The sequence below is a fragment of the Hoeflea prorocentri genome (assembly GCF_027944115.1).
GTDB classification, from domain to species: domain Bacteria; phylum Pseudomonadota; class Alphaproteobacteria; order Rhizobiales; family Rhizobiaceae; genus Hoeflea_A; species Hoeflea_A prorocentri.
This window is the reverse complement of record NZ_JAPJZI010000002.1, coordinates 223,569-244,491: the sequence shown is the minus strand read 5'-3', so window position 1 is coordinate 244,491 and position 20,923 is coordinate 223,569. Positions and strand designations below refer to the sequence as shown.

Sequence of the window (20,923 nt, the reverse complement as noted above, 5' to 3'; positions counted from 1 at the left end):
AAATCTCATTCGCGAGGGATGAGAGCGCGAGCCGGGTACGATCGGCGGCCGGCCCGCGGTGGCAAATCAGGTTTTATGGACGAATGGCGTCCGGAACCTCAAACCCTGCTTCCTCATAGTACCGCAAAGCGCCCGGGTGCAACGGAACGTTGATAGAGGTGAACGCCGTTTCCGGAGTGACGTCTTTCAGGAAGAAAGCCGTTGCCTGCACCTCGTCGAGATTGTCCCAAAACGCCTTGGTGGCGGCATAGACGACGTCGTCGGAAATATCGGCATGGGTACCGATGAACTGGGTAAAGCCCAATGCGGTGATGCCGCCCTCTGTCAGTTGGCCTTTATAGATATCGCCCTCAAACTGCAGCATCCCGCGTCCCGGCCGTCCAAAGAGGGCCTGCATGGCTTCGCTGCCGACAGCATCTTCAGGAATGGAAAGGATGCGGAATTCACCCGACAAGCCGAAGCGCTCGATATTGGCGGATCCGATTTCCGCCGGGCGGATCATCATGTCAATTTTACCGTCGGCGAGCGCCGTATAGCCCTCGCCCCAGCCGAGACGAACAGCCTTGTAGTCCTTTCCGGCTTCATAGCCGGTGATGATCTTGATCAGCGCTTCGGAAGTCGCGGAGGCAGATCCGGCAGGCGGTCCCGTAAAGACGGTCTTGCCCTTGATGTCGGCCCAGTCTTCAATTCCCGAGCCCTTGAGCGTAACCGGATGGTAAGCGCCGGCCTTGAAGCCAACAAGCGCTCTGAGGTTCTTCGCCAATTCCGGCGCACCTTCGACCTTCTCATACATCCGTTTCTGACCGGCCATCAGATTGACAAGCGAAGGGACCGTGGAGAAGAAGCCAATCTCACCCTTCGCCCCCTTGAGCATGGATCTTGTCAGGGTCTGCCCGGCATTCACCTCTATATTGACGCCGGCCTTGCCGGCCTGGTTTGTGAATGCGACGAACATTGTGTGCACCGGGTCACCGACACCGGCGGTCTCTCCCTTGAAAATTTGAGCAGCACCGATGGACGGCGCAACAACAGCACAGGCTGCAACGAGCAGTGAAAAAACAATTTTGCGTGGAATAAACACGATTTCCTCCCGGTATCCCTCCTGAATTTTTCCGTTAGCTTATCGGTTTCATTTTATCTAGAATAATTAAATATCAGACCGAATAGATAAATTATTGGTATGAAACTTGATCCCAAACACCTTTCGCAGCTTTCGGTTATTGTCGAAGCGGGATCGTTCCAGGCGGCCGCGGACAGACTTGGGCTGACGCAGCCCGCACTCAGCCGCAACATGCGCACCCTGGAGCAGCGCCTCGGAACGCCGCTGTTTTCCCGGGAAGGCCGCCGGTCGATTCCCAACAAGCTTGGGCTACGGCTTGCGCGCAACGGGCTTGCCATCCGTGTCGCCGAAGAACAGGCAAGTGTTGTTGCCGATCAATCCGCAAAAGGCGCGACGGGCGAGCTGCGCATCGGCGCGCCGCCGATCGTCGCGGGACGATTTCTCACAGATGCCCTGTCACGTTTTATCGTGGCCAATCCCAATTGCAGTATTGAACTGCGAACCGGGCTCGTTCACGAACTGCGTTCGATGCTGGAGCGAGGACAGATCGATCTTGTGCTCGGCCCGAGGAGCCTGGCCGGCCCGGCTGACGGGCTGGAGTTCCAGCACCTGATCGACGACCGGGTCGGCGTCCTTTGCAGGGTCGCACACGTCCTGGCCGGCCGCCAGAACATCCTTCCGTCAGACCTTGAAGCGCAGACCTGGCTCGCACATTCAAGAGGAAGTCTCCTGCGCCAGCAAACCGAAACCGCCCTCATCGCTTCCGGCATAAAAACCGTCCATATCGCTGTCGAAACAGATTCAATCCGCTCGGTTCTGGAAATTGTCGCAAGCACCGACCTGATTACAACCATGCCAAGGGCCACCACGGCGCCTTACCTGGAGGATGAGTTGGTCTTTCTGGATTTCGACCATCCCCAGTTTTACCGCCCTCTCGGCATAATCCGTCGCGCAGGCATGGCGTTCACAGGAACCGCCGAGAGTTTCTTCAGTTTTCTGAAAGGCTGAGAAACAGGTTCAAAGTGAGATGCGCCGCCGGCCTCTGATGCGTGACGACTGATTTACACCTCGCGTCCAAAAGCAATTGGCTAATTTAGTCATATGTCGACATAATTGACATAATGCTACGTTTCGCTACTGTTTTCGCCACAACGCACCGGACGTCTCGCCGCCGGCCCGCGGTAAAACGGAGTCGCCATATGGCATCGATACAGTACGCCGCCTTGACGGAGGAGACACTCAGCAGCCGCATCGGGGCAATCAAACCCATCGCGCAAAGGCTTGGGGGCGATCCGTCCGGCTGGTCAATCGAGGAGGTGGGTGACGGAAATCTCAATCTCGTGTTCATCGTAAGGGGAACGCTGGACACCGTCATCGTCAAGCAGGCCCTGCCCTATGTACGCATGGTCGGCGATAGCTGGCCGCTGCCTTTGTACCGGGCCACCTATGAGCATCATGCGCTTGTCCGTCAGGCAGAACGCGACCCCGGCTCGGTTCCTGAAGTGATTCATTTCGATGAGAACCAGGCGCTCATCGCGATGGAATATCTGACACCCCACACGATCCTGAGAAAGAAACTCATTGAAGGCGAACGTGTCGAGGGCCTCGGCGAGTTTCTTGGCAAATTCTGCGCACGAACCGCCTTTCGCGGTTCGGAATTGAGCATGCAAAGCGCCGACAAGAAAGCCGATGTCGGCGTTTTCAGCGGCAACGTCGCAATCCCGGCCATAACCGAGGCGCTGGTGTTCACCGATCCCTATTACCCGGCTGAAATGAACCATCACAACGCCGTTCTCGACCCTTTAGTCACAGCCCTGCGCAGCGATGTCGCGCTCAAGGTCGCGGCGCAGCAGATGCTTCAGGCCTTTGCCTCCAACACCGAAACAATGGTGCATGGCGATCTCCATTCCGGCTCTGTCATGTGCACGGATAGGGAAAGCAAGGTCATCGATCCGGAGTTTTCTCAATACGGCCCGATGGGCTTTGATGTCGGCATGCTGATTGCAAATTTTCTGATGAGTTTTTTCAGCCAGCCTGCTCACCGCAAATCTGCGGATCTGTCTGACTATCAGGGCTGGCTCATGGCGCAGATCATGACCGTTATCAGCCGGTTCGACGAGGAGTTCACGAGGCTGTGGGACAGCGAAAGGACCGGCATGCTCTACCCGGCTGCGCTGTTTGAGGATCAGGGCCACAGCAGCCAGCCTGCGCTGCAGGCGGTGCTTGACGGCATTTGGCACGATGCGCTCGGCATTTGTGGCATCGAGATGCACCGGCGCGTATTGTCTCTGGCACACAATGCCGATTTCGAAACAATCGAGAATATCGAAGAGCGTGGGAAACTTGAGGCGCGCAACCTGATGATGGGGCGCGACCTCGTCCTGCAACGCTCCGGATCGGACCCGGCGCAACTGATCGAAACACTGGCATCCCGTTATGCTGAGGAGGACGTCCTATGAAGGTCGACGGAACCCATTATCGCTCGCTCTGGTACGATCACGACGAAGCGGTTCTCAAAATTATCGATCAGCGCTGGCTACCGCACAAATTTGTCGTCCAGGCGGTGCCAACGCTGGAAGACTATGCCGCAGCCATCAAGGAGATGCGCGTACGCGGCGCGCCGCTGATCGGCGCGACGGCGGCCTATGGCGTGGCCCATCAGATGGGCAAAGACGCCTCCGACGCAAGCCTCGATCATGCGAGGGACGTGCTGATCCAGACGCGACCGACCGCCATCAACCTCAAATGGGCGCTGGACCGATGCCAGGCGCACCTTGCTCCACTGGCGCCCTCGGACCGGGCAACGGCAGCGCTGCAGCTTGCACACGACATTTCCGATGAGGACGTGGAGATCAACCGGATGATCGGCGTTCATGGCCTGGACCTCATCAGGAAAATCGCGGCAGACAAGGCAGATGGCGAGCCGGTCCGTATTCTCACCCACTGCAATGCCGGTTGGATCGCCACCGTGGACTGGGGAACGGCAACGAGCCCCATGTATCAGGCCCATGATGCAGGCATACCGGTTCATATATGGGTGGGTGAAACACGGCCCCGCAACCAGGGTGTCCTGACGGCCTGGGAACTGGGACATCACGGCGTGCCCCACACCTATCTGACGGACAATGCCGGCGGGCACCTGATGCAACACGGTCAGGTCGACATGGTTCTGGTGGGTGTCGACCGGGCGACGCGCCAAGGCGATATCTGCAACAAGATCGGGACTTACCTGAAGGCGCTGGCCGCCCATGACAACGATATCCCGTTCTACGCCGCCCTTCCATCGCCGACGATCGACTGGACCGTGCGCGACGGCATCGCCGAAATCCCCATCGAGGAACGCGATCATCGCGAAACCACCCATATCTGGGGCCGAAACGATGAGGGCAATGTCGAGCAGGTTCAAGTCAGTCCCGACGGCACGCCCGCCGGCAATCCCGCATTTGACGTCACGCCGGCGCGGCTGGTGACCGGGCTGATTACCGAACGCGGCATCGCCAAGGCCAATGAGGAAGACATGCTTCGGCTCTTTTCCGAACACCGGGAGGCAGTCTGACACCTTGAGCAGTGTGACGCGAAACGGTAGCCGCAAACGGTCACGGATCGAGGATCAGATCCTTGAAGTTGCCTGGTATTATTTTCACCAGGACCTCAACCAGGCGGAGATCGCTGAAAAACTGAACATCTCGCGGTCGACTGTGGTCAACTATCTGGCCGAGGCACGGGCGCGGGATTATGTCCGTGTATCCTTGCGCCCGAATGTCTTTACGGAACGGGAAATCGCCGAAGCCCTCAAATCCCGTTTCGGTCTGCGCGATGCGCTCGTTGTGCCGGCTGTTGCAGACGATGCGGCGCAATCGTTGACCCGGGTGGCAAGGGCGACGGCCGATTGGCTGCCATCACTGCTGTCTCCCGGCGACCGGCTGGGTGTCTCCTGGGGCGAGACGGTCTTCAAGATTTCGGTCGCGGCCGAACGCATCGACATGCCGGACCTTCAGATTGTTCAGCTCGTGGGTTCGCGGGCAACACCACTTGGCTTTGCAGCCGAGGCATGTTCGTCGAACCTTGCCGAGCGTTTCGGCGCGCTCTGCATTAACCTCCACGCTCCGCTGATTGTTCAAAACCCGGAGCTTGCAAGCCTGCTCAAGCAGGAGCCGGTCATTGCCGAACAGTTTACGGCCATAAAAAACTGCAACAAGACATTGTTTGCGGCCGGCTCATGCGACGCCGAAAGCCATGTGGTGCAAAATGGCCTGGTCAGCGACGAAACCCTTTCCAACTATCTGAAAAAGGGTGCCAAGGCTGTGGTCTGCGGGCGTTTCATCGATGGTAACGGCCGGCCGATCCCCGGCGAAATTGACGACCGGATTATCGGCGCCACGCTCGATACGATGTTGGGCAAGGAGTTGGGTCTTCTGGCCTCAGCGGGTCCTGACAAGGTCGAGCCGATGCGGGCGGCCATCAAGGGCGGCTTTGCAACCCATGTCGCAACGTGCTCGCAAACCGCGGAAGCTTTGCTTGAAGCAGCCTGACCGTGGTCGGCATCAGCGCGAGTGCTGCGTCGCGGAGTAGGCTCAGACCAGCAAGACGTCCAGAAGCTGCTCGCGGGTCACCTCTTTCCTCGCGCCCTGGTAAACGATGCGCCCGGAATCCAGCCCGAGAAAACTGTCTGCCAACCCGAGCAGCATATTCAGGTTCTGCTCGATCAGCACAATGGCGCATCCCTCATCCCGCCGCCGGGAGATGAAAGTTTCCATATGAGCTATGTTCTCTGGCTGCACGCCTTCCGAGGGCTCGTCTAGGACGATCACATCGGTGTCTTCAAGCATGGTGCGGGTAAAGGCGACGATCTTGCGTTCGCCGCCTGACATCGACCCCGCGTTCTGATCCTTTCTTTCGCGCATGCGTGGGAACAGTTCATAAAGACCGGCAAGCCGGGAACTGCTTCCCGCCATGGAGAGGTTTTCCAAAACGGTCAGACCGTCAAACACCATCGATGTCTGCGGCATGTAACCCAAACCGGCCCTGCGGCGTTCAAACGCCGCCATATCGTTCACAGTCCTGCCCGACAAGAGAACCGAACCGCTCGCAACTGGAAGAGAGCCCGTCAGCATCCGCGCAAGCGTCGTTTTGCCGACGCCGTTGCGGCCAAAAACACCCAACACATGGCCGGCCCTCACCTCTCCCGAAACCCCGTGAAGGATTTCCACACCGCCATAGCCGCCTGTCAGGTTTTCGAACTGGAGTGCAGCGGACATTATTTCGTGCCTCCCGAGTAGACGTTCTGCACCGCCGGGTTTGCGCTGATCTCTTCATATGTTCCCTGCGCCAGCACCTCTCCCTGATGAAGCACCATGACCTGGTTAGAGAGCGATTTCACGATGCTCATATCGTGTTCAATGAGCAGGATCAGGCCATCATTTTGCTCCTGGAAGCGTTTGACGAGCCGCGTCATCAGGTGTGTTTCGTCGGGCGAAAGACCAGCACAGGGTTCATCGAGAAGCAGCACCGGAGGCTCGGCCGCAATGGTCATGGCAAGTTCAAGAAACTGCCGGTGTCCCTGGGCAAGAGCCGATGCCGGATCGTCCAGTGTTTCGGCCAGAGGGAAGCCCCGTGTCGACAGCATCTCATCAAGTTGCCCACTTCCCCAGCCGAGAGCGGATGGCAGAAAGAAATCGCCGGGCGCAGCCCGGCCCGCCAGCATTGCAAGACTGAGATTTTCCGAAACGGTCAGAGACTGGAAAACAGAAGGCACTTGCAGCTTTCTGCCGATGCCGCTTCGAAGCGCCATATGGGGCGGACGGTTGGCGATCGTCTCACCGCGCAAGGAAATGGAGCCGCCGGAAACAGGCAAGCCGCCGGTGATCGAGTTCAGCAAGGATGTCTTACCCGCCCCGTTCGGACCGATGATACACACGATCCCCTTGTCTGGAGTGGTGTAGTCTACGCCATTGAGGATCCGGACCCGCCCGGCCCTGACCCTTACCCCATCGAAGCGGACCGCCTTTGCCCCGCCATCAAATCCGGTGGGGGGAACATTATCCGACTGCCGGACAATGGCGGTCTTTGCCGGAAGAAACCGTGACAGGGATGCACTGACGAGGTCCGCCAGTCCCCCGGGAGCCTTGAGGACCACCAATATGAAAAGGCAGGCCAGCAACACCTCCCAATACAGAAAACTGTCGCGCAACTCCGAAGATAGATAGCCGATCAGAACGGCCCCCAGAAGCGGACCGAGAACATGATAGCGGCCCCCAACCGCGGTCCAGATCACCAGATTTGCGGATAACAAAAAACCCGTCGATGTCGGCGTGACAATGCCCTGATGATTGGCAAAGAGAATGCCAGCAAGCCCGGCCAGGACCGCGGCAAGTGCAAAGGCGGCGCCCTTGACGATATGGGTTCTGAAACCCAGGAGCTGCAGACGTTGTTCATTATCCGCGACCGCCCGGCTGACAAGCCCGGCCGGCAGGCGATCCAGCACCATTAAGGCCACGGTTGACAATACAACAGCCAGGACGATGACGTAGTAAAACCCGCCGAACTGATCCAGTCCGGCAATGGTTCCAAAGCCGCTCAGCCCGTTGAAACCGCCCGTCACGCCCGTTGCGGTTCCCGCGACCTGCTCACAGATCATGACAAGGGCAAGTGTGATCAGCGAGAAGAACGGACCGCTGTCGGCGCGTCCCTTGAAGATCAGGGACGCAATGACAAGTGCCAAGAGACCGGCGCTGATGAGAACACACAAAAGCAGCAGGATCTGAAGGCCAAGCCCATCCACATGCAGGAGAATGATGGCGCAGGCATAGGCGCTCAGACCGAAGAACATGGCCTGCCCCAATGGCAGGATGCCGGCACGACCCCAAAGATAGCCGATACCCTGAGCCGCAATGCCGTAAATCAGATAGAGGCCGATCTGATAGGCGAAAAACATGTCGAACAGGAACGGCACGGCCAGCAACACGGCCAGCAGAGCCGTATTAACGAGCGCGATGGATGCCATGGGGCCGCAACCACAAAAACACGATGGAAAGAAAGAGAATGAAGAGATACCCGTAAGTCTGATTGAAGAGAGCGCTGAACACCGACTGCGTCCCGCCTATGATTCCGACGCCCACGAACAGGCCTTCAAGGCTGCCAAGGCCGCCGACAACAAGGGAAAAGAACGAGCGCACGAGATAGTCGAGGCCCATCATCGGCTCGATGCGAATGGTCGGCGCAAGCACCATGCCGGCGATACCGGCCGTGACGGCACCAAAAACAAAACAGATGGTGGAGAGCCTGTCCGTATTGATCCCGCAGGCGCGTGCCAGTTCCGGGTTTTCGACCATGGCCTTGATTTTCGTTCCGATGGACGAGCGGCGATACCAAAGAGCAAGGACGACAAAAAACGCCAGGATGCCGAGCATAACCACGACCCTGTAAACGGGATAGTCCGTTCCGAAAACCGACATGGTTCCCGGCAGCGGCGAGGCGACAGACTGATATCCGCGACCGAAGATCAGTTCGACGATCTCGCGCAGCAGAATGGAGATGCCCCAGGTCGCCAGCAGGCTGTCGAATGGCCGCGCATAAAAGTGCCGCACAATCGTGCGCTCCAGCACGAGCGCCGTCAGTGCGACGGTCAGGATGCAGACCGGGACCTGAAAGATCGCCGGAAGCCCCATATTGGCGGTGATGACCGGAGCATAAGCCCCGATCATCACAAGTTCGCCATGGGCCATGTTCATGATCTTCAACTGGCCGAACACAATGGCAAGGCCGAGCGTTACCATTGCAAGAACGCTGACCTGCCAAAGCACATTGAGGATCAGAACGGCTGACATGTCCGCAGGGCTCTAGTTCGAACACCCTTCGGACGTCGCCACGCCCGGAAAGGACCGGACGACATTGAACGAACCGCCTGTTCCCTCAGCCAGGTAAATGGTCTGGGTGACGTGGCCGCCCTTCAACATGCCTTCACCGCGTGGCGAGCTATACGTCGTCCCCTCAGCTGCCGCATCCATGGCCGCAACATCCAGACTGCCGGCCTTGTCGGCGATGGCGGCCAGAAGTTTCAGCCCATCATAGGCCGATTGGCCCAGCGTATTGAGCGGCGCGGCATCATCGCCAAACTCGCTGGCATAAGCCGCGGCGAAATCCCTAGCGGTATCCGTGTCGATCGAAGCAAAGTAGCCGGCTGACGAATAGAGCCCGTCTGCATTCGCCGCGCCGATACCGGCAAGTGTGTTTTCTTCGATCAGTGTTCCAAGCCGTATCGCCTGCTTGTCGAGGCCGAAACCGGCAAACGCCACGTTAAAGCCAACGGAGCCGCCGCCGACCAGCGTGATCAGCACCCCGTCCGCGCCGCTTTCCTTGATCTTCTGCAGCGAGGAGTCGAAATCGGAAACAGTGAAGGGAAGATACTCTTCTCCCACCACTTCACCGCCCGCCTCGGCGATATAGGTTTTGGCCAGCGCATTGGTGTCGCGCGGCCAGTTATAGTCGTGGCCGATCAGATACCATTTGCTGGCTCCCTTCTCTTCCATCAGATGCGGAATGACCGGCGCAAGCTGCTGGCTGGGTGTCTCGCCGGTCACATAAAGGCCGTCGCCGCAGGCATTGCCTTCGTAAACGGGCGTGTAGACATAGGGAACCTGACCCTTGAATAGCCCCATCAGCGCCGAACGGACGGCTGAATCGTGCATACCGACAAAGGCCTCGACACCCTCGCCCTTCCACAATTTGAGCGCGGCCTGCGCGGCTTCCGCCGGCGGTACACCCACATCCGCAAAGACCAGTTCGATTTTCTCGCCATTAATGCCGCCGGCGGCATTGATTTCCTTGGCGGCCAACATTGCCGAATTTCTGGAAGACGGACCAAAAAGGCCACCCGGCCCCGAATCCGGCACAAGCACACCGACCTTGATGTCGGCAAGGGCGGCTCCCGCCAGCGCTGTTGTCGCCAGCGCGGCTGCAAGTACGGTTTTGATTATTGTTGATGTCATGTCGTATTCCTCCTGTTCCCCTGGTTATTGTGAGAGCACTGCTTCCGCAGCCCGGGCGAGCGAAAGCAGACCGGCATCGGCTCCCGCCATCCCGTCAAACTCGATCCCGACCGGAAGGCCGGCAACGCTCCGGCAAGGCAATGAAATCCCGGGCACGCCGAGATTGGAGCCAAGATCGGTATTGCGGATGTAGGTGGGAAATGTCGGGACCTGCGCGCCATTGAGTTCTACGGTCTCGTCCAGACCGATGTCGCGCGCGCGAAGCGGCGTGGTGGGAAAGACGATCGCAGCAAGCCCGGACGTCCTGAAGACATCTTCGTAGATCTTCCGCATGGCCGGGCGGTGAACGTCCATCGCGGCGCGATAGGCCTCTTGTGGCATTGCATCTTCGCCGAGCTGGCTGCCGATCGCACCGGCCACATCCGGCGAGCCGATCTGCTCGACCAGGGAACCGAGTGTCACATGCGGAGCATGTTTTTGAAGATAGGCCGGCAGGTCGCGCATCACCTCGTAGAAGACCACGGGAAAACTGAAGGCTTCATTGTGTGACCAGATATCGGCGAAGGATACATCAACCAGCGTTGCGCCGGCCTTCTCCAGGGCGCGAAGGCTTTCCTGTACACCAGCCTCTACCTCCGGCTCGAGATTGTCGAAAAAAACCTCGGCGGGAACGCCAAGCCGCATGTCGGCCGGATTGACCTGCGCGGTCTTCACCTCCTCACCGCTCAACACGCCATCGAGCAGGGATATGTCTTCAACACATCGCGCCAGCGGCCCGGCCGTGTCGCGCGTATGGGATATGGGAACAATACCGTCACCGGCATATCGTCCGTGCGTGGGCCGAAAGCCGACAACGCCGCAAAGCGCCGCCGGAATTCTGCAAGAGCCACCGGTATCGGTCCCAAGCCCGGCCGGAAACATGCCTGCTGCAACGGCGGCAGCGGTTCCGCCGGAGGAACCGCCCGGTATCTTCGAAGTGTCATGCGGGTTGCGCACCGCTCCCGTCACGGCATTGTTCGACGTGATGCCGAAGGCCAGTTCGTGCATGCCCGACTTGGCGCCGATGATTGCGTCTTCACCAAGCAGCCGTGAAATCACACCGGCATTGGTCTCGGGGGTACAGTTCTGAAGGGCGCCGGTGCCGCCCGTCGTCGGATAGGCGGTGGTATTGATGTTGTCCTTGACAATCAGCGGTAGTCCGCAAAGCCGACCGCCTTCGCCCTTCGAGCGTTTTTCGTCCGCGCCGCGCGCAAACTCCGCAAGCAGGTCCGGGTCGAAGAAAGACACAGCGTTCAGCTCGGCCAGTTCCCGGCAGCTCCTGACAATCTCCTGAGCGTATTCCTGCGCGGAAATCTGCCCGGCATCGAGGCGGCGCAACAGTTCGGCGGCGCCGATTTCAGACGATCGTGCCATATCTTCCTCCTATGACGAGAAGGAAGCCTAGCTAAGATGCCAAACGGGCGGCATCATCACTAATGATGATTTTGGTCTGCCAGATATTGCGCCAGTTGCGTGCGGCGATTGAGGCCCGATTTACGGAAAATCGCGCTGATATGTGTTCTCAACGTCGGCTTTGAGATCAGCAGTTTTTCGCAGATCTCCTCATCGGTGGATCCGATGACCAGCATATCCGCGATTTCCGCCTCACGGGCCGTGAAGTTCAACCGGTCCCTCAACTCGCAAAACCGCAGAGCCTGGGACTTGGAGCCGAATTTCTGTGCACGGATCAAGGCATTGACGAAACTGGGACCAATGGCATCGACAATAAAGGCGTCGCGCTCGGTAAAGTCCTCGCCGCGCTCACCGCGCCAGATCCGCATGTCGCCGATATTGGCGCCGCGGTCATAGGCGAAATAATTCATCCCGTAGCAAAGCCCGTCCCGTTTCAGGAAGTCGTTGAAGAATTCGGTCCGCACCAGTTTTTCGTGCCGCATAATCTGGCTGACCGGCGTTGCCTTGCGCCGTCTTTGCAGCGTCGGAGTGATCGGATCGCGGAACTGGTAATAGTTCTCGTACCGCTCCAGATTGTCCCAGCTCATATTGACCTGGACCGCCGAAACGAACGTCTTGGTGTTTTCGTCCCAGATATATGAGGCAAAATAATCCGCCCGCAAAAGCTCAAGCAGCCGTTGCCCGACCCGCTGGCGCACTTCGACATGATCATAGTCGCCGCTCAAATCGCGCATGATGGAAAAGACCAGATTTGCTTCATGACTGGTCAAATTCATGCAAAGGCCCTCCCTGTCTCCTTGTCCGGGACCCTCAAACCATAACCAAACAAGAAGCGTTTGACGACTCACCGCCACACGTGCCCCAAACCAGCGATCTTTTGAGGCAACAAAAAACCCCGCCGTCGGGATGGCGGCGGGGTGCGTTTTTCGGAAACTGTATAACCTATTCGGCGGCGTCGACCGTGAGTTCGCCACGTCGGATCTGGTCTTCCTCAATCGATTCGAACAGGGCGCGGAAATTGCCCTCACCGAAGCCCTCGTCGCCCTTGCGCTGGATGAACTCGAAGAAGATCGGCCCGATAACGGTCTTGGAAAAAATCTGCAGCAGGATCTTGGTCATGCCGCCGTCGACCACACCTTCGCCGTCGATCAGAATGCCGTGTTTGGCCATCCGGTCCAGCGGCTCGTCGTGGCCGTTCACCCGTTCCTGTGATTTCTCGTAATAGGTCTGCGGAGGGCCTGGCATGAATTTGAGCCCGTTCGCGGCAAGCTTGTCGGTCGCATCGTAAATACTCTCGGTACCGACGGCGATGTGCTGAATGCCTTCACCCTTATACTTGCGCAGGAATTCCTCGATCTGGCTCTTGTCGTCGGTCGACTCGTTGAGCGGGATGCGGATTTTGTCGCAAGGGCTGGTGATCGCACGGGAGACAAGGCCGGTCATCTTTCCTTCGATATCGAAGAAATGGATCTGCTTGAAGCCGAACATCTCGCGGTAAAAGTCCCACCATTTGTCCATATTGCCGCGAAAGACATTGTGGGTGAGGTGGTCAAGGTAATAGAAGCCGACACCTTCGGGCTTCGGGTCCTTTTTGCCCAGCCACTCAAACTCGCCCTCATAGGGAGAGCCTTTTTCGCCATAGGTATCGATGAAATAAAGCAGCGACCCGCCGATGCCGACGATGGCTGGCGCATCAAGCGCCTTGTCGTCGCCTTCGTAAGGCGTCGCGCCCTTGGACACGGCGTGCCGGAACGCGTGATCGGCATCAACAACCCGCCAGGCCATGGACGGCGCGCAAGGTCCGTGCAGATCAATGAACCGGTCGGCAAAGGACCCTTTTTGTGCATTCAGGATGTAATTGACATCGCCCTGACGCCAGACAGTGATGTTCTTATTTTTGTGCCGTGCGACGGGCGCAAATCCCATGCGTGAAAACAGTTCCTCGAGCTTTTCCGGCTCCGGGTGAGCAAACTCTACAAATTCGAAACCATCTGTACCTGCCGGGTTGTTCTCATCGATTTTGGCGGGCGGCGCATTATGCGGAAACGGACCCATGGGAGCACTCCTCATCTGTGTTATATTGACGCCATTATCGCGCAAAATCTCCGCACAAAGGTTGCAAAACAGACTGAATTTCATAATTATTCGCACAGAACATGCACACGATGATTAAATGGCGCACGAATTATGCTTGATCAGTTTGACCGGAGAATTCTCGATGAACTCCAGAATGATGCACGCCTGACCAATGGTGAACTGTCGGAGCGCGTGAATCTCTCCCCTTCGCAATGTTCCCGGAGGCGCATGCGGCTTGAAGAGGAAGGATATATCCGCGGCTATTTCGCCAGCCTCGACCGCATGCGGCTCAATCTTGGGATCGTCAATATCATCACCGTGACCCTGGACACCCACAACCGCGACAACGCCAGACAATTCGCCGAGCTCGTCAACCGGCTTCCTGAAGTATTGGAGGCCCACACACTGACCGGCGAGATGGATTATATGCTCAAGGTCGTGACCGCGGATCTCAAGGCCCTGTCAGGATTCGTCAACGATATCCTCTTGCCGCATGAATCGGTCAGACATGTCAAATCGGCCATTGTTCTTGAAACGATCAAGGACACGCACGCTTTACCGTTGAATTAGCCGGTGAAACAACGTCTTCGCGCCGGTCCGGCTGCAATTGCGGCAATCCGCTCCGGATTCGCTCTAGACAGTTACAAAAATAAGCCATTTCAATGCCGCCGCCTGCAGGATCAAACCCGAAGGCACTCATGAAGAAAACGGCGCAAAGCCCGCAGGAGTTAAAAGGGGTATTTCAAAACACGAGCGAGCCGTCCGGCCAGGCCGTTTGACGGCGACAATCCATATCAGACCAGATATGGATGAGCAGCTACTTTTCATTTTACCTCCACCATTGAAACTGCTTTCATGCACATCGGGATGCGTGCAGAAAGCAGGCGGAGAAAAATGAAACACCAGATTTCGGTCATCGCTTTTGCGGGGCCGCCAAACCATAGGACCCAACTCGTTTCGGGATTTCAGGGAGGATACTGATGAAGAAACGCACACTGATGAAATCATTTGCGGCAGCCGCGGTTGTCGCAGCGGGGCTCGGAGCAAGCATGCTGCCTTCAATGGCGCAGGAAGTAACGCTGCGCTTGCACCAGTTCCTGCCGCCGCAGGCCAATGTGCCGAAAAATGTTCTGATGCCCTGGGCCGAGAGCATTGAGAAAGCTTCCGACGGACGCATCAAGGTTGATGTTTTCAGCGCCATGGCTCTCGGTGGAACGCCGCCTCAGCTTATCGACCAGGCCCGCGACGGGGTCGTCGATATTGTCTGGACGCTGCCCGGCTATTCGCCCGGTCGTTTCCCACGGGCCGAGGTTTTTGAACTGCCTTTCATGATGACCAATGCAGAGGCCGGATCGCGGGCCTATTGGGAGATATTCGAGTCCGACATGAAGGACACGGATTTCAAGGATTTCAAAATCCTCGGCACCTGGATGCACGGTCCCGGCATGTTCCACGTGCAAGGGGACGGCGTAACCAAGCTTGAGGATATGCAGGGTAAAAAGCTGCGCGGTCCGACCAGGGTCATCAACGGGCTTCTGTCCGAAATGGGCGCCACGCCTGTCGGCATGCCCGTTCCCGCCATTCCCGAAGCGCTCTCAAAGGGTGTGATCGACGGTACCGTTATCCCGTGGGAGGTAACGCCTGCCCTGAAGATTCCGGAACTCGTCAGCACGCATACGGAGTTCTCCGGCGACCGGGCGCTTTATACGGCCGTCTTCGTCCTTGCCATGAACAAGGCGAAATATGACAGCCTGCCGGATGATCTGAAGAAAGTGATCGATGACAATTCCGGACTGGAATTCTCGGCCTTCGCCGGCCGCACCATGCAGGAATTCGACGCGCCGGGCCGCGAAATCGCTGAAAAGGCCGGTAACGCCATCATCGTTCTGGACGATGCCGAAGTGGCGCGCTGGAAGGCGGCGGCTCAGCCGGTCATCGACAATTGGATTGCCGAAATGGATGCCAAGGGCATCGATGCCCGCGATCTTTATGACCGCGCCAAAGCGGCGATCGACAAGAACACAAACTAGGTGCGAACGAACGGGCGGTCAGACACCTGACCGCCCGTTCCGCCATACTTCAACCACCAGGACCATTTGAGGCGGCTTGCGCCGGCACGGATCCGACCATTGCGTCCGGAACAGGACACATGGCCATGCCGGACCAGCCATTGGATAACCGGATCGCAGCATTGTCACGGCCCGCCAACAGCGCGATAAATGACAGGCGGAACGCAAAGTGATGATAGCTGGCCGCGTCAAGAGGGGCGGCACAAGCCGGATGGGATACGAAAATGTCGGAGCGAATTGAACGCTGGATCCAGGCTCTTGCACGCCTGACGGCCCTTGCCGGCGGTCTGGTCCTGACCGCACTGATCATCGTTACGGTAATCTCCGTGACCGGACGCGCACTCGTATTTGCCGGCCTTGCTCCTGTTCCCGGCGATTTTGAACTGGTGGAAGCCGGAACGGCATTTGCCGTCTTCGCCTTCCTGCCCTGGTGTCATTTGCGGCGCGGCAACGCCGTCGTTGAAATCCTCACCATGCATTTCAGCGACAATCTCAATCGCCTCATCGAGATGGTTGCCAATTTCCTCATGCTGCTGTTTGCCGCTCTGATCTGCTGGCGCCACTGGCTCGGCACCATCGACAAGTACAATTACAGCGAAACGACGTTCATCCTGCAGTTTCCCATCTGGTGGGCCTATGCGGCCGGCCTCTTCGGTGCCGTGGTTTTTGTGATCGTCGCGGCATGGTGTTTCTGGCGCAGCATCCGTGAGTACCGGACAGGTTCCAGTGTGGTGATCGGCGGAGAATTGTCGTGAGCAATCTCGAGATCGGCATCTGGTCGTTTCCAGTTCTGCTTCTTCTGATTTTTCTTCGCATTCCGATCGGCCTTGCCATGCTGGCCGTCGGCGTGCTCGGAAGCTACATGATCAACGGTTCCTTCCTGATGATCTTCGGGCAATTGAAGAACCAGACCTACGGAACCTTCTCCAGCTATTCGCTCTCCATCGTGCCGCTGTTTCTTCTGATGGGCCAGTTTGCCCGGCTGGGCGGCATGTCGACGGCGCTCTTCAAGGCGGCAGAGACATGGCTAGGTCATCGGCGCGGCGGTGTCGCAATGGCTGCCGTCGGCGCCTGCGCCGGCTTCGGGTCCATATGCGGGTCCTCTCTCGCAACGGCCGCCACAATGGGTCAGGTCGCCCTTCCGGAACTCAAACGCTACGGCTTCTCCGGCCCGCTCGCGACCGGCACGCTCGCAGCCGGCGGAACGCTCGGCATTCTCATACCGCCCTCGGTGGTCCTGGTGATCTACGCAATCCTCACAGAGCAGAACATCGCCAAGCTCTTTGTCGCAGCTGTTGTCCCGGGCATCCTTGCAGCACTCGGCTATATGCTCGCCATTTCGATCTACGTGCGTATCCGGCCGAATTCGGCCGGCACCCGCGAGCGCGTGCCCTATGCCGAGCGCTTTCGCGCCCTGCTGGCGGTCTGGCCGGTTCTCGCCGTCTTCCTGCTCGTGGTCGGTGGCATCTATATGGGTATCTTCACTCCGACCGAGGCTGCCGCTGTCGGAGCAGCCGGCACCGGCCTCATCGCATTGGTCAATGGCGGGCTGACATGGTCGACGCTTAAATCATCAATCCTCGATACGGCCAATTCCACCGGCATGATCTTCCTGATTATCCTGGGCGCTGCGATATATAACGGCTTTCTGGCACTTTCGCAGTTGCCTCAGGAAGCAGCGCTTTACGTCACAGAACAGGGGCTTTCTCCCTGGCTGATCCTGTCGATCATCCTTCTTCTGTATCTGATTTTTGGCTGCGTCATGGATTCGCTGTCGATGATCCTGCTGACGGTTCCAATCTTCTTTCCGATCGTGATTGGTCTCGACTTCGGACTTTCGCCGGAAGAATTCGCCCTGTGGTTCGGCATCCTCGTGCTGATCGTCGTCGAAGTCGGGCTGATAACGCCACCGGTGGGCATGAACCTCTTTGTCATCAACTCCATGGCGCCCGACGTTCCGCTCAGCCAGACCTATCGCGGCGTCTTTCCCTTTGTTGCCACCGATCTGCTGCGGGTTGTCATCCTGGCGCTGTTCCCGTTCATCACGCTCGGGCTTGTGCGCTGGCTCTATTAGTGCGGGCGGCTAAGGCAGCGGGTCACGAATCCATCCGTCGGCATAGTCCACCCGTTCGCAGCCGGTAAAGCGCCGGATCCGGTCGAGTTCCGCCTCAAGACGGGCAAGACGCCCGCGCCCGAGCTTGACCTTCGGCTCCGGCCAAAGGGCCGTGACATCAAGGACGCCTGTATCGCGGCGGCATTTCATATCGATGCGCCCGATCAGCCGGTCTCCTTCAAGCAGCGGGAAGACATAATAGCCGTATCGGCGCTTCGGCTCCGGCACGAACACTTCGATGCGGTAGTTGAACCCGAAGAGCCGCTCGGCGCGCTTGCGGTCACGGATGGCGGGATCGAAGGGGCTGAGCACCCGGAGACGGCTGGGTGCGTCGGCAACCGCCTCCAGATGTGTCTCGATATCAGCTCGGGCAAACACCCGGTGCGGCCGCCCGCCCTGCGCCGTCTCGATTTCGATTTCAATCAGCTCGCTGCCAAGCCGTTCCGCACACCACATTTTTGCCTCCGCCGGCGTGATGCCCTCCCAAAAGGCGGCGATCTCTCCCGATGTCGCAAATCCGAGGCGGTCCAATGCGCTGGAACAGGCCCAGTCGACTGTTTCCTCCACGCTGTAGCGGTCCGAGCGGTGTTCTTCGGCAATCACCCGCTCACACAGATCATAGACTTTCTGAAAACCGTCCCTGCGGCAAACGGCGAGTTGTCCGGTGCGCCACAGATACTCCAGCGCCGTTTTGGAAGGGTGCCAGTCCCACCAGCCGCCGCTGTTCTTCTTTTCGTCTCCTCCCATCTCCCGTGACATGGCGGGCCCGTTCTGCGCGATATGCGCAAGCACATCATCGATTTTTTCTTCGAACCCGTCCCGCCGCCATTCGCGCCAGCGCTTGATCAGCCGCTCCCGGTATCGGTCGAACCGCAATTCCCAATAGGGATAGAACTGCGTCGGGATGACCGAGGCATCATGCGTCCAATGTTCAAACAGCGAGCGTTCCTTTTCCAGCAAAGCTTTCAGCTGTTTTGGCCGGTAGCCCTGCCGGCGGGAAAAAAGGATAAGATCATGCGCCCGCGCAACGGTGTTGATACTGTCCACCTGAACGAAGCCGAGCCGTTCGATCAGCGCCTGCAAATCGCCTTTGCCGATTTTCCGCGACGGGTCGTCGCAAAGGCCGTGGCGCTCCAGAAACAGCCCGCGTGCCGTCGCATTGGACACACGCAACAACGCCTTGCCACTGCTATCAGACACCCGCCGCCTCCCAAGCCATTTGAAAACAAACCATGAACATTCTTAACCCGCTTTGCCGCCGGATGAAAGGGTCCTTGCATATGGTTGTCGATGACATAGGCTCAATCACGATCAGTGGCCCACCAATCCGATAGGACAGGTCGTCCGTGAACACACGATTGCTTCGACACAACCGGAACTACCGGCTTCTGTTTTCTGGCAGCGCCCTGTCCAATCTGGGTGACGGCGTGGCCGCCCTGGCATTTCCCTGGCTGGCAACAATGATCAGCCGGGATCCGCTCCATATCTCATTTGTCGCTTTCGCCACGCGGTTGCCCTGGTTCCTGCTGGCATTGCCCGTCGGGGTCGTTACCGATCGGGCAAACCGGCAAAAGCTGATGGTCCGTGCCGATATGGCGCGCCTGTTCCTCAGCCTAGGCGTTGTCGGGCTGATCCTGAGTTCCCCATCCTTGCCCCTGCCTGACGGCTCCGGCCTGCAAAGCGTCTTTATCCTGGCGCTGGGGATCCTGGCCTTCCTGCTCGGCACGGCTGAGGTTTTTCGCGACAACACTGCGCAGACGGTTCTGCCGCAACTGGTTGAGTCGCGCCAACTGGAGCAGGCGAATGGCCAGATCTGGAGCATCGAACAGGTAATGGGCTCCTTCATCGGCCCGCCGCTCGCCGGACTGCTGATTGCCCTGGCGGTTCCGGCACCCTTCGGTTTTGACGCGGTCATGTTTGCCCTGTCGGCCTGGTGCCTTTGGCAGATCGGCTTTCCCGCCCGCACCGCCACACGCGTGCGGCAGAAATTCTGGACCGATCTGAAGGCCGGCCTGTCATGGATCTTCGCCCACCGGCTGATTTTCAGGCTGGCCGTCATGCTCGGCCTTCTCAATGCCCTCCACACGATGACGCTGGCGATCATGGTCCTGTTCGTGCAGGAAAGTCTTGGCCTCTCCGCCTTCGGCTATGGGGTCCTGCTGACGGCGGGGGCGGCCGGCGGCGTCATCGGCGGATTGGTCTGCCCGGCACTTGCGTCACGCATCGGAGGCAGGAACAGCCTTTTTGCCGCGCTTGCGATTTTCCCGCTCCCCTATCTGGCGATTGCCCTTACCGCATCGCCGACCGTCGTCGCTCTTGCACTCTTCGTCGAGATGTTCGCGGCACTCTTGTGGAACGTTGTCACGGTCTCCTACAGGCAGCGTACCATCCCCGAGGACCTGCTCGGCCGGGTCAACAGCATTTACCGGTTCTTCGGCTGGGGTATGATGCCGCTTGGCGCGGTGGCGGGCGGCGTGATCGTAACGATGGTTGAGCCCGGGCTGGGCCGGGACATGGCCTTGCGCATCCCGTTTTTTTGCGCTGCTGCGGGCTGCGCAGCATTATTGATTTACGCAGCGGCCGCACTTCGCTTTCCAAAGGCACAAAAGACGGGCGCCTGAGGCCCGCTTTGCGGCCAATCCGTTGATTTCGGTCGGGCCAGGCAACGTAACCGCTCGGTTTTTTCCGTTTGTGTGAGTTATCACACAGACTTTGGTTTTTTTGTTTTGAAACCTGCTGGTGAAAAAACCTTCGCAGGGCGGATTCCATGGCTGAAGAAGAAATCAACGTAGAGATTCTGCGCAACGCCTACAATGCGTGGCACGAAACCGGGGGTGACACCAGGGTCTGGTCGGACGTATTTGCCGATCGGCTGGATTGGGGCTCGTCCATGGAGGCGATGCCGGAACTGGTTTTCACACGCCAGCGCGCACCGAAGCAGGAAGTCATCAAACACTACGAAGAGCTGGCCAGTGAATGGTCCATGGACTTCTTCCGCGTCAACGAATTCATCGCCCGTGGCGAGCGGGTCATAGCGCTCGGGGAATGTTCATTCACTCACCGTCAGACCGGCCGAAAAGTCCGAGGCCCCAAGATTGACCTGTGGCTGTTCAAAAACGGCAAGGCAACGGAGTTCATGGAGTACTGACCATTGGCAACCGGGTCA

At 58.5% G+C, this 20,923-nt stretch carries 19 protein-coding genes; 10 read left to right on the top strand and 9 right to left on the bottom strand.

Features of this window, described 5'->3' with window-relative positions:
* Positions 1-73: 73 nt before the first annotated feature.
* Positions 74-1,081: a TAXI family TRAP transporter solute-binding subunit gene (locus OQ273_RS22690; protein ID WP_267993390.1), complete on the bottom strand. Its 1,008-nt coding sequence runs from the start codon at positions 1,079-1,081 to the stop codon at positions 74-76.
* A 99-nt stretch (positions 1,082-1,180) separates the two neighbouring features.
* Here OQ273_RS22690 and OQ273_RS22685 point away from each other — a divergent pair, with 99 nt between their 5' ends.
* The 4 genes from OQ273_RS22685 to OQ273_RS22670 all read left to right on the top strand — a co-directional run bounded on the left by OQ273_RS22685 (position 1,181) and on the right by OQ273_RS22670 (position 5,592).
* Complete coding sequence (locus OQ273_RS22685; RefSeq protein ID WP_267993389.1) at positions 1,181-2,068, top strand: LysR family transcriptional regulator; 888 nt, start codon at positions 1,181-1,183, stop codon at positions 2,066-2,068.
* Between the two features lie 191 nt (positions 2,069-2,259).
* Positions 2,260-3,519 (top strand): S-methyl-5-thioribose kinase, encoded by a 1,260-nt coding sequence (gene mtnK, locus OQ273_RS22680; RefSeq protein WP_267993388.1) that lies wholly within the window; start codon positions 2,260-2,262, stop codon positions 3,517-3,519.
* Entirely contained in the window at positions 3,516-4,616 is a 1,101-nt protein-coding gene (gene mtnA / locus OQ273_RS22675) for an S-methyl-5-thioribose-1-phosphate isomerase (RefSeq protein ID WP_267993387.1), read from the top strand. Before mtnK ends, mtnA begins: the two co-directional genes overlap by 4 nt.
* 13 nt (positions 4,617-4,629) lie before the next feature.
* Positions 4,630-5,592, top strand: a complete 963-nt coding sequence (locus OQ273_RS22670; protein WP_267993577.1) for a sugar-binding transcriptional regulator — start codon at positions 4,630-4,632, stop codon at positions 5,590-5,592.
* Between the two features lie 42 nt (positions 5,593-5,634).
* Here OQ273_RS22670 and OQ273_RS22665 read toward each other — a convergent pair whose 3' ends face one another.
* From OQ273_RS22665 to hppD, 7 genes are all read right to left on the bottom strand, one after another.
* On the bottom strand, positions 5,635-6,318 hold the full coding sequence (locus tag OQ273_RS22665) for an ABC transporter ATP-binding protein (protein WP_267993386.1): 684 nt from the start codon (positions 6,316-6,318) through the stop codon (positions 5,635-5,637).
* Positions 6,318-8,063, bottom strand: a complete 1,746-nt coding sequence (locus tag OQ273_RS22660) for a branched-chain amino acid ABC transporter ATP-binding protein/permease (protein WP_267993385.1) — start codon at positions 8,061-8,063, stop codon at positions 6,318-6,320. The genes OQ273_RS22665 and OQ273_RS22660 overlap by 1 nt, the downstream gene beginning before the upstream one ends.
* Positions 8,041-8,886 (bottom strand): branched-chain amino acid ABC transporter permease, encoded by an 846-nt coding sequence (locus OQ273_RS22655; RefSeq protein WP_267993384.1) that lies wholly within the window; start codon positions 8,884-8,886, stop codon positions 8,041-8,043. The genes OQ273_RS22660 and OQ273_RS22655 overlap by 23 nt, the downstream gene beginning before the upstream one ends.
* Before the next feature lie 12 nt (positions 8,887-8,898).
* Positions 8,899-10,047, bottom strand: a complete 1,149-nt coding sequence (locus tag OQ273_RS22650) for a substrate-binding domain-containing protein (protein ID WP_267993383.1) — start codon at positions 10,045-10,047, stop codon at positions 8,899-8,901.
* A 24-nt stretch (positions 10,048-10,071) separates the two neighbouring features.
* Positions 10,072-11,460, bottom strand: a complete 1,389-nt coding sequence (iaaH, locus tag OQ273_RS22645) for an indoleacetamide hydrolase (protein WP_267993382.1) — start codon at positions 11,458-11,460, stop codon at positions 10,072-10,074.
* Between the two features lie 59 nt (positions 11,461-11,519).
* On the bottom strand, positions 11,520-12,275 hold the full coding sequence (locus OQ273_RS22640) for a response regulator transcription factor (protein WP_267993381.1): 756 nt from the start codon (positions 12,273-12,275) through the stop codon (positions 11,520-11,522).
* Between the two features lie 166 nt (positions 12,276-12,441).
* Positions 12,442-13,554, bottom strand: coding sequence for a 4-hydroxyphenylpyruvate dioxygenase (gene hppD / locus OQ273_RS22635; RefSeq protein ID WP_267993380.1), 1,113 nt, complete (start codon positions 13,552-13,554; stop codon positions 12,442-12,444).
* A gap of 132 nt (positions 13,555-13,686) precedes the next feature.
* Here hppD and OQ273_RS22630 point away from each other — a divergent pair, with 132 nt between their 5' ends.
* The 4 genes from OQ273_RS22630 to OQ273_RS22615 all read left to right on the top strand — a co-directional run bounded on the left by OQ273_RS22630 (position 13,687) and on the right by OQ273_RS22615 (position 17,718).
* Positions 13,687-14,145, top strand: a complete 459-nt coding sequence (locus tag OQ273_RS22630) for an Lrp/AsnC family transcriptional regulator (RefSeq protein ID WP_267993379.1) — start codon at positions 13,687-13,689, stop codon at positions 14,143-14,145.
* A gap of 410 nt (positions 14,146-14,555) precedes the next feature.
* A complete protein-coding gene (locus tag OQ273_RS22625; protein WP_267993378.1) occupies positions 14,556-15,605 on the top strand; it encodes a TRAP transporter substrate-binding protein in 1,050 nt (349 codons plus the stop codon).
* Positions 15,606-15,868: 263 nt separating this feature from the next.
* Positions 15,869-16,399, top strand: a complete 531-nt coding sequence (locus OQ273_RS22620) for a TRAP transporter small permease (protein WP_267993377.1) — start codon at positions 15,869-15,871, stop codon at positions 16,397-16,399.
* On the top strand, positions 16,396-17,718 hold the full coding sequence (locus OQ273_RS22615; protein WP_267993376.1) for a TRAP transporter large permease: 1,323 nt from the start codon (positions 16,396-16,398) through the stop codon (positions 17,716-17,718). Before OQ273_RS22620 ends, OQ273_RS22615 begins: the two co-directional genes overlap by 4 nt.
* A 9-nt stretch (positions 17,719-17,727) precedes the next feature.
* Here OQ273_RS22615 and OQ273_RS22610 read toward each other — a convergent pair whose 3' ends face one another.
* Positions 17,728-18,957, bottom strand: coding sequence for a winged helix-turn-helix domain-containing protein (locus OQ273_RS22610; protein WP_267993375.1), 1,230 nt, complete (start codon positions 18,955-18,957; stop codon positions 17,728-17,730).
* Between the two features lie 146 nt (positions 18,958-19,103).
* Here OQ273_RS22610 and OQ273_RS22605 point away from each other — a divergent pair, with 146 nt between their 5' ends.
* Positions 19,104-20,378 carry an MFS transporter gene (locus OQ273_RS22605; RefSeq protein WP_267993374.1) on the top strand — a complete coding sequence of 425 codons (1,275 nt, stop codon included), beginning with the start codon at positions 19,104-19,106 and terminating at the stop codon, positions 20,376-20,378.
* 146 nt (positions 20,379-20,524) lie between these two features.
* The gene (locus OQ273_RS22600; RefSeq protein ID WP_267993373.1) at positions 20,525-20,905 is read left to right on the top strand and encodes a nuclear transport factor 2 family protein; all 381 of its coding nucleotides are present in this window, start codon (positions 20,525-20,527) and stop codon (positions 20,903-20,905) included.
* The last annotated feature ends 18 nt before the right edge of the window (positions 20,906-20,923 follow it).

Coding starts and splice junctions, on each gene's coding strand:
- OQ273_RS22685 (WP_267993389.1), top strand. CDS start 1,181: ATGAAACTTGATCCCAAACACCTTTCGCAGCTTTCGGTTATTGTCGAA.
- OQ273_RS22600 (WP_267993373.1), top strand. CDS start 20,525: ATGGCTGAAGAAGAAATCAACGTAGAGATTCTGCGCAACGCCTACAAT.
- OQ273_RS22655 (WP_267993384.1), bottom strand. CDS start 8,886: ATGTCAGCCGTTCTGATCCTCAATGTGCTTTGGCAGGTCAGCGTTCTT.
- mtnK (WP_267993388.1), top strand. CDS start 2,260: ATGGCATCGATACAGTACGCCGCCTTGACGGAGGAGACACTCAGCAGC.
- iaaH (WP_267993382.1), bottom strand. CDS start 11,460: ATGGCACGATCGTCTGAAATCGGCGCCGCCGAACTGTTGCGCCGCCTC.
- OQ273_RS22630 (WP_267993379.1), top strand. CDS start 13,687: ATGCTTGATCAGTTTGACCGGAGAATTCTCGATGAACTCCAGAATGAT.
- OQ273_RS22665 (WP_267993386.1), bottom strand. CDS start 6,318: ATGTCCGCTGCACTCCAGTTCGAAAACCTGACAGGCGGCTATGGCGGT.
- OQ273_RS22650 (WP_267993383.1), bottom strand. CDS start 10,047: ATGACATCAACAATAATCAAAACCGTACTTGCAGCCGCGCTGGCGACA.
- OQ273_RS22660 (WP_267993385.1), bottom strand. CDS start 8,063: ATGGCATCCATCGCGCTCGTTAATACGGCTCTGCTGGCCGTGTTGCTG.
- OQ273_RS22625 (WP_267993378.1), top strand. CDS start 14,556: ATGAAGAAACGCACACTGATGAAATCATTTGCGGCAGCCGCGGTTGTC.
- OQ273_RS22620 (WP_267993377.1), top strand. CDS start 15,869: ATGTCGGAGCGAATTGAACGCTGGATCCAGGCTCTTGCACGCCTGACG.
- hppD (WP_267993380.1), bottom strand. CDS start 13,554: ATGGGTCCGTTTCCGCATAATGCGCCGCCCGCCAAAATCGATGAGAAC.
- OQ273_RS22640 (WP_267993381.1), bottom strand. CDS start 12,275: ATGAATTTGACCAGTCATGAAGCAAATCTGGTCTTTTCCATCATGCGC.
- mtnA (WP_267993387.1), top strand. CDS start 3,516: ATGAAGGTCGACGGAACCCATTATCGCTCGCTCTGGTACGATCACGAC.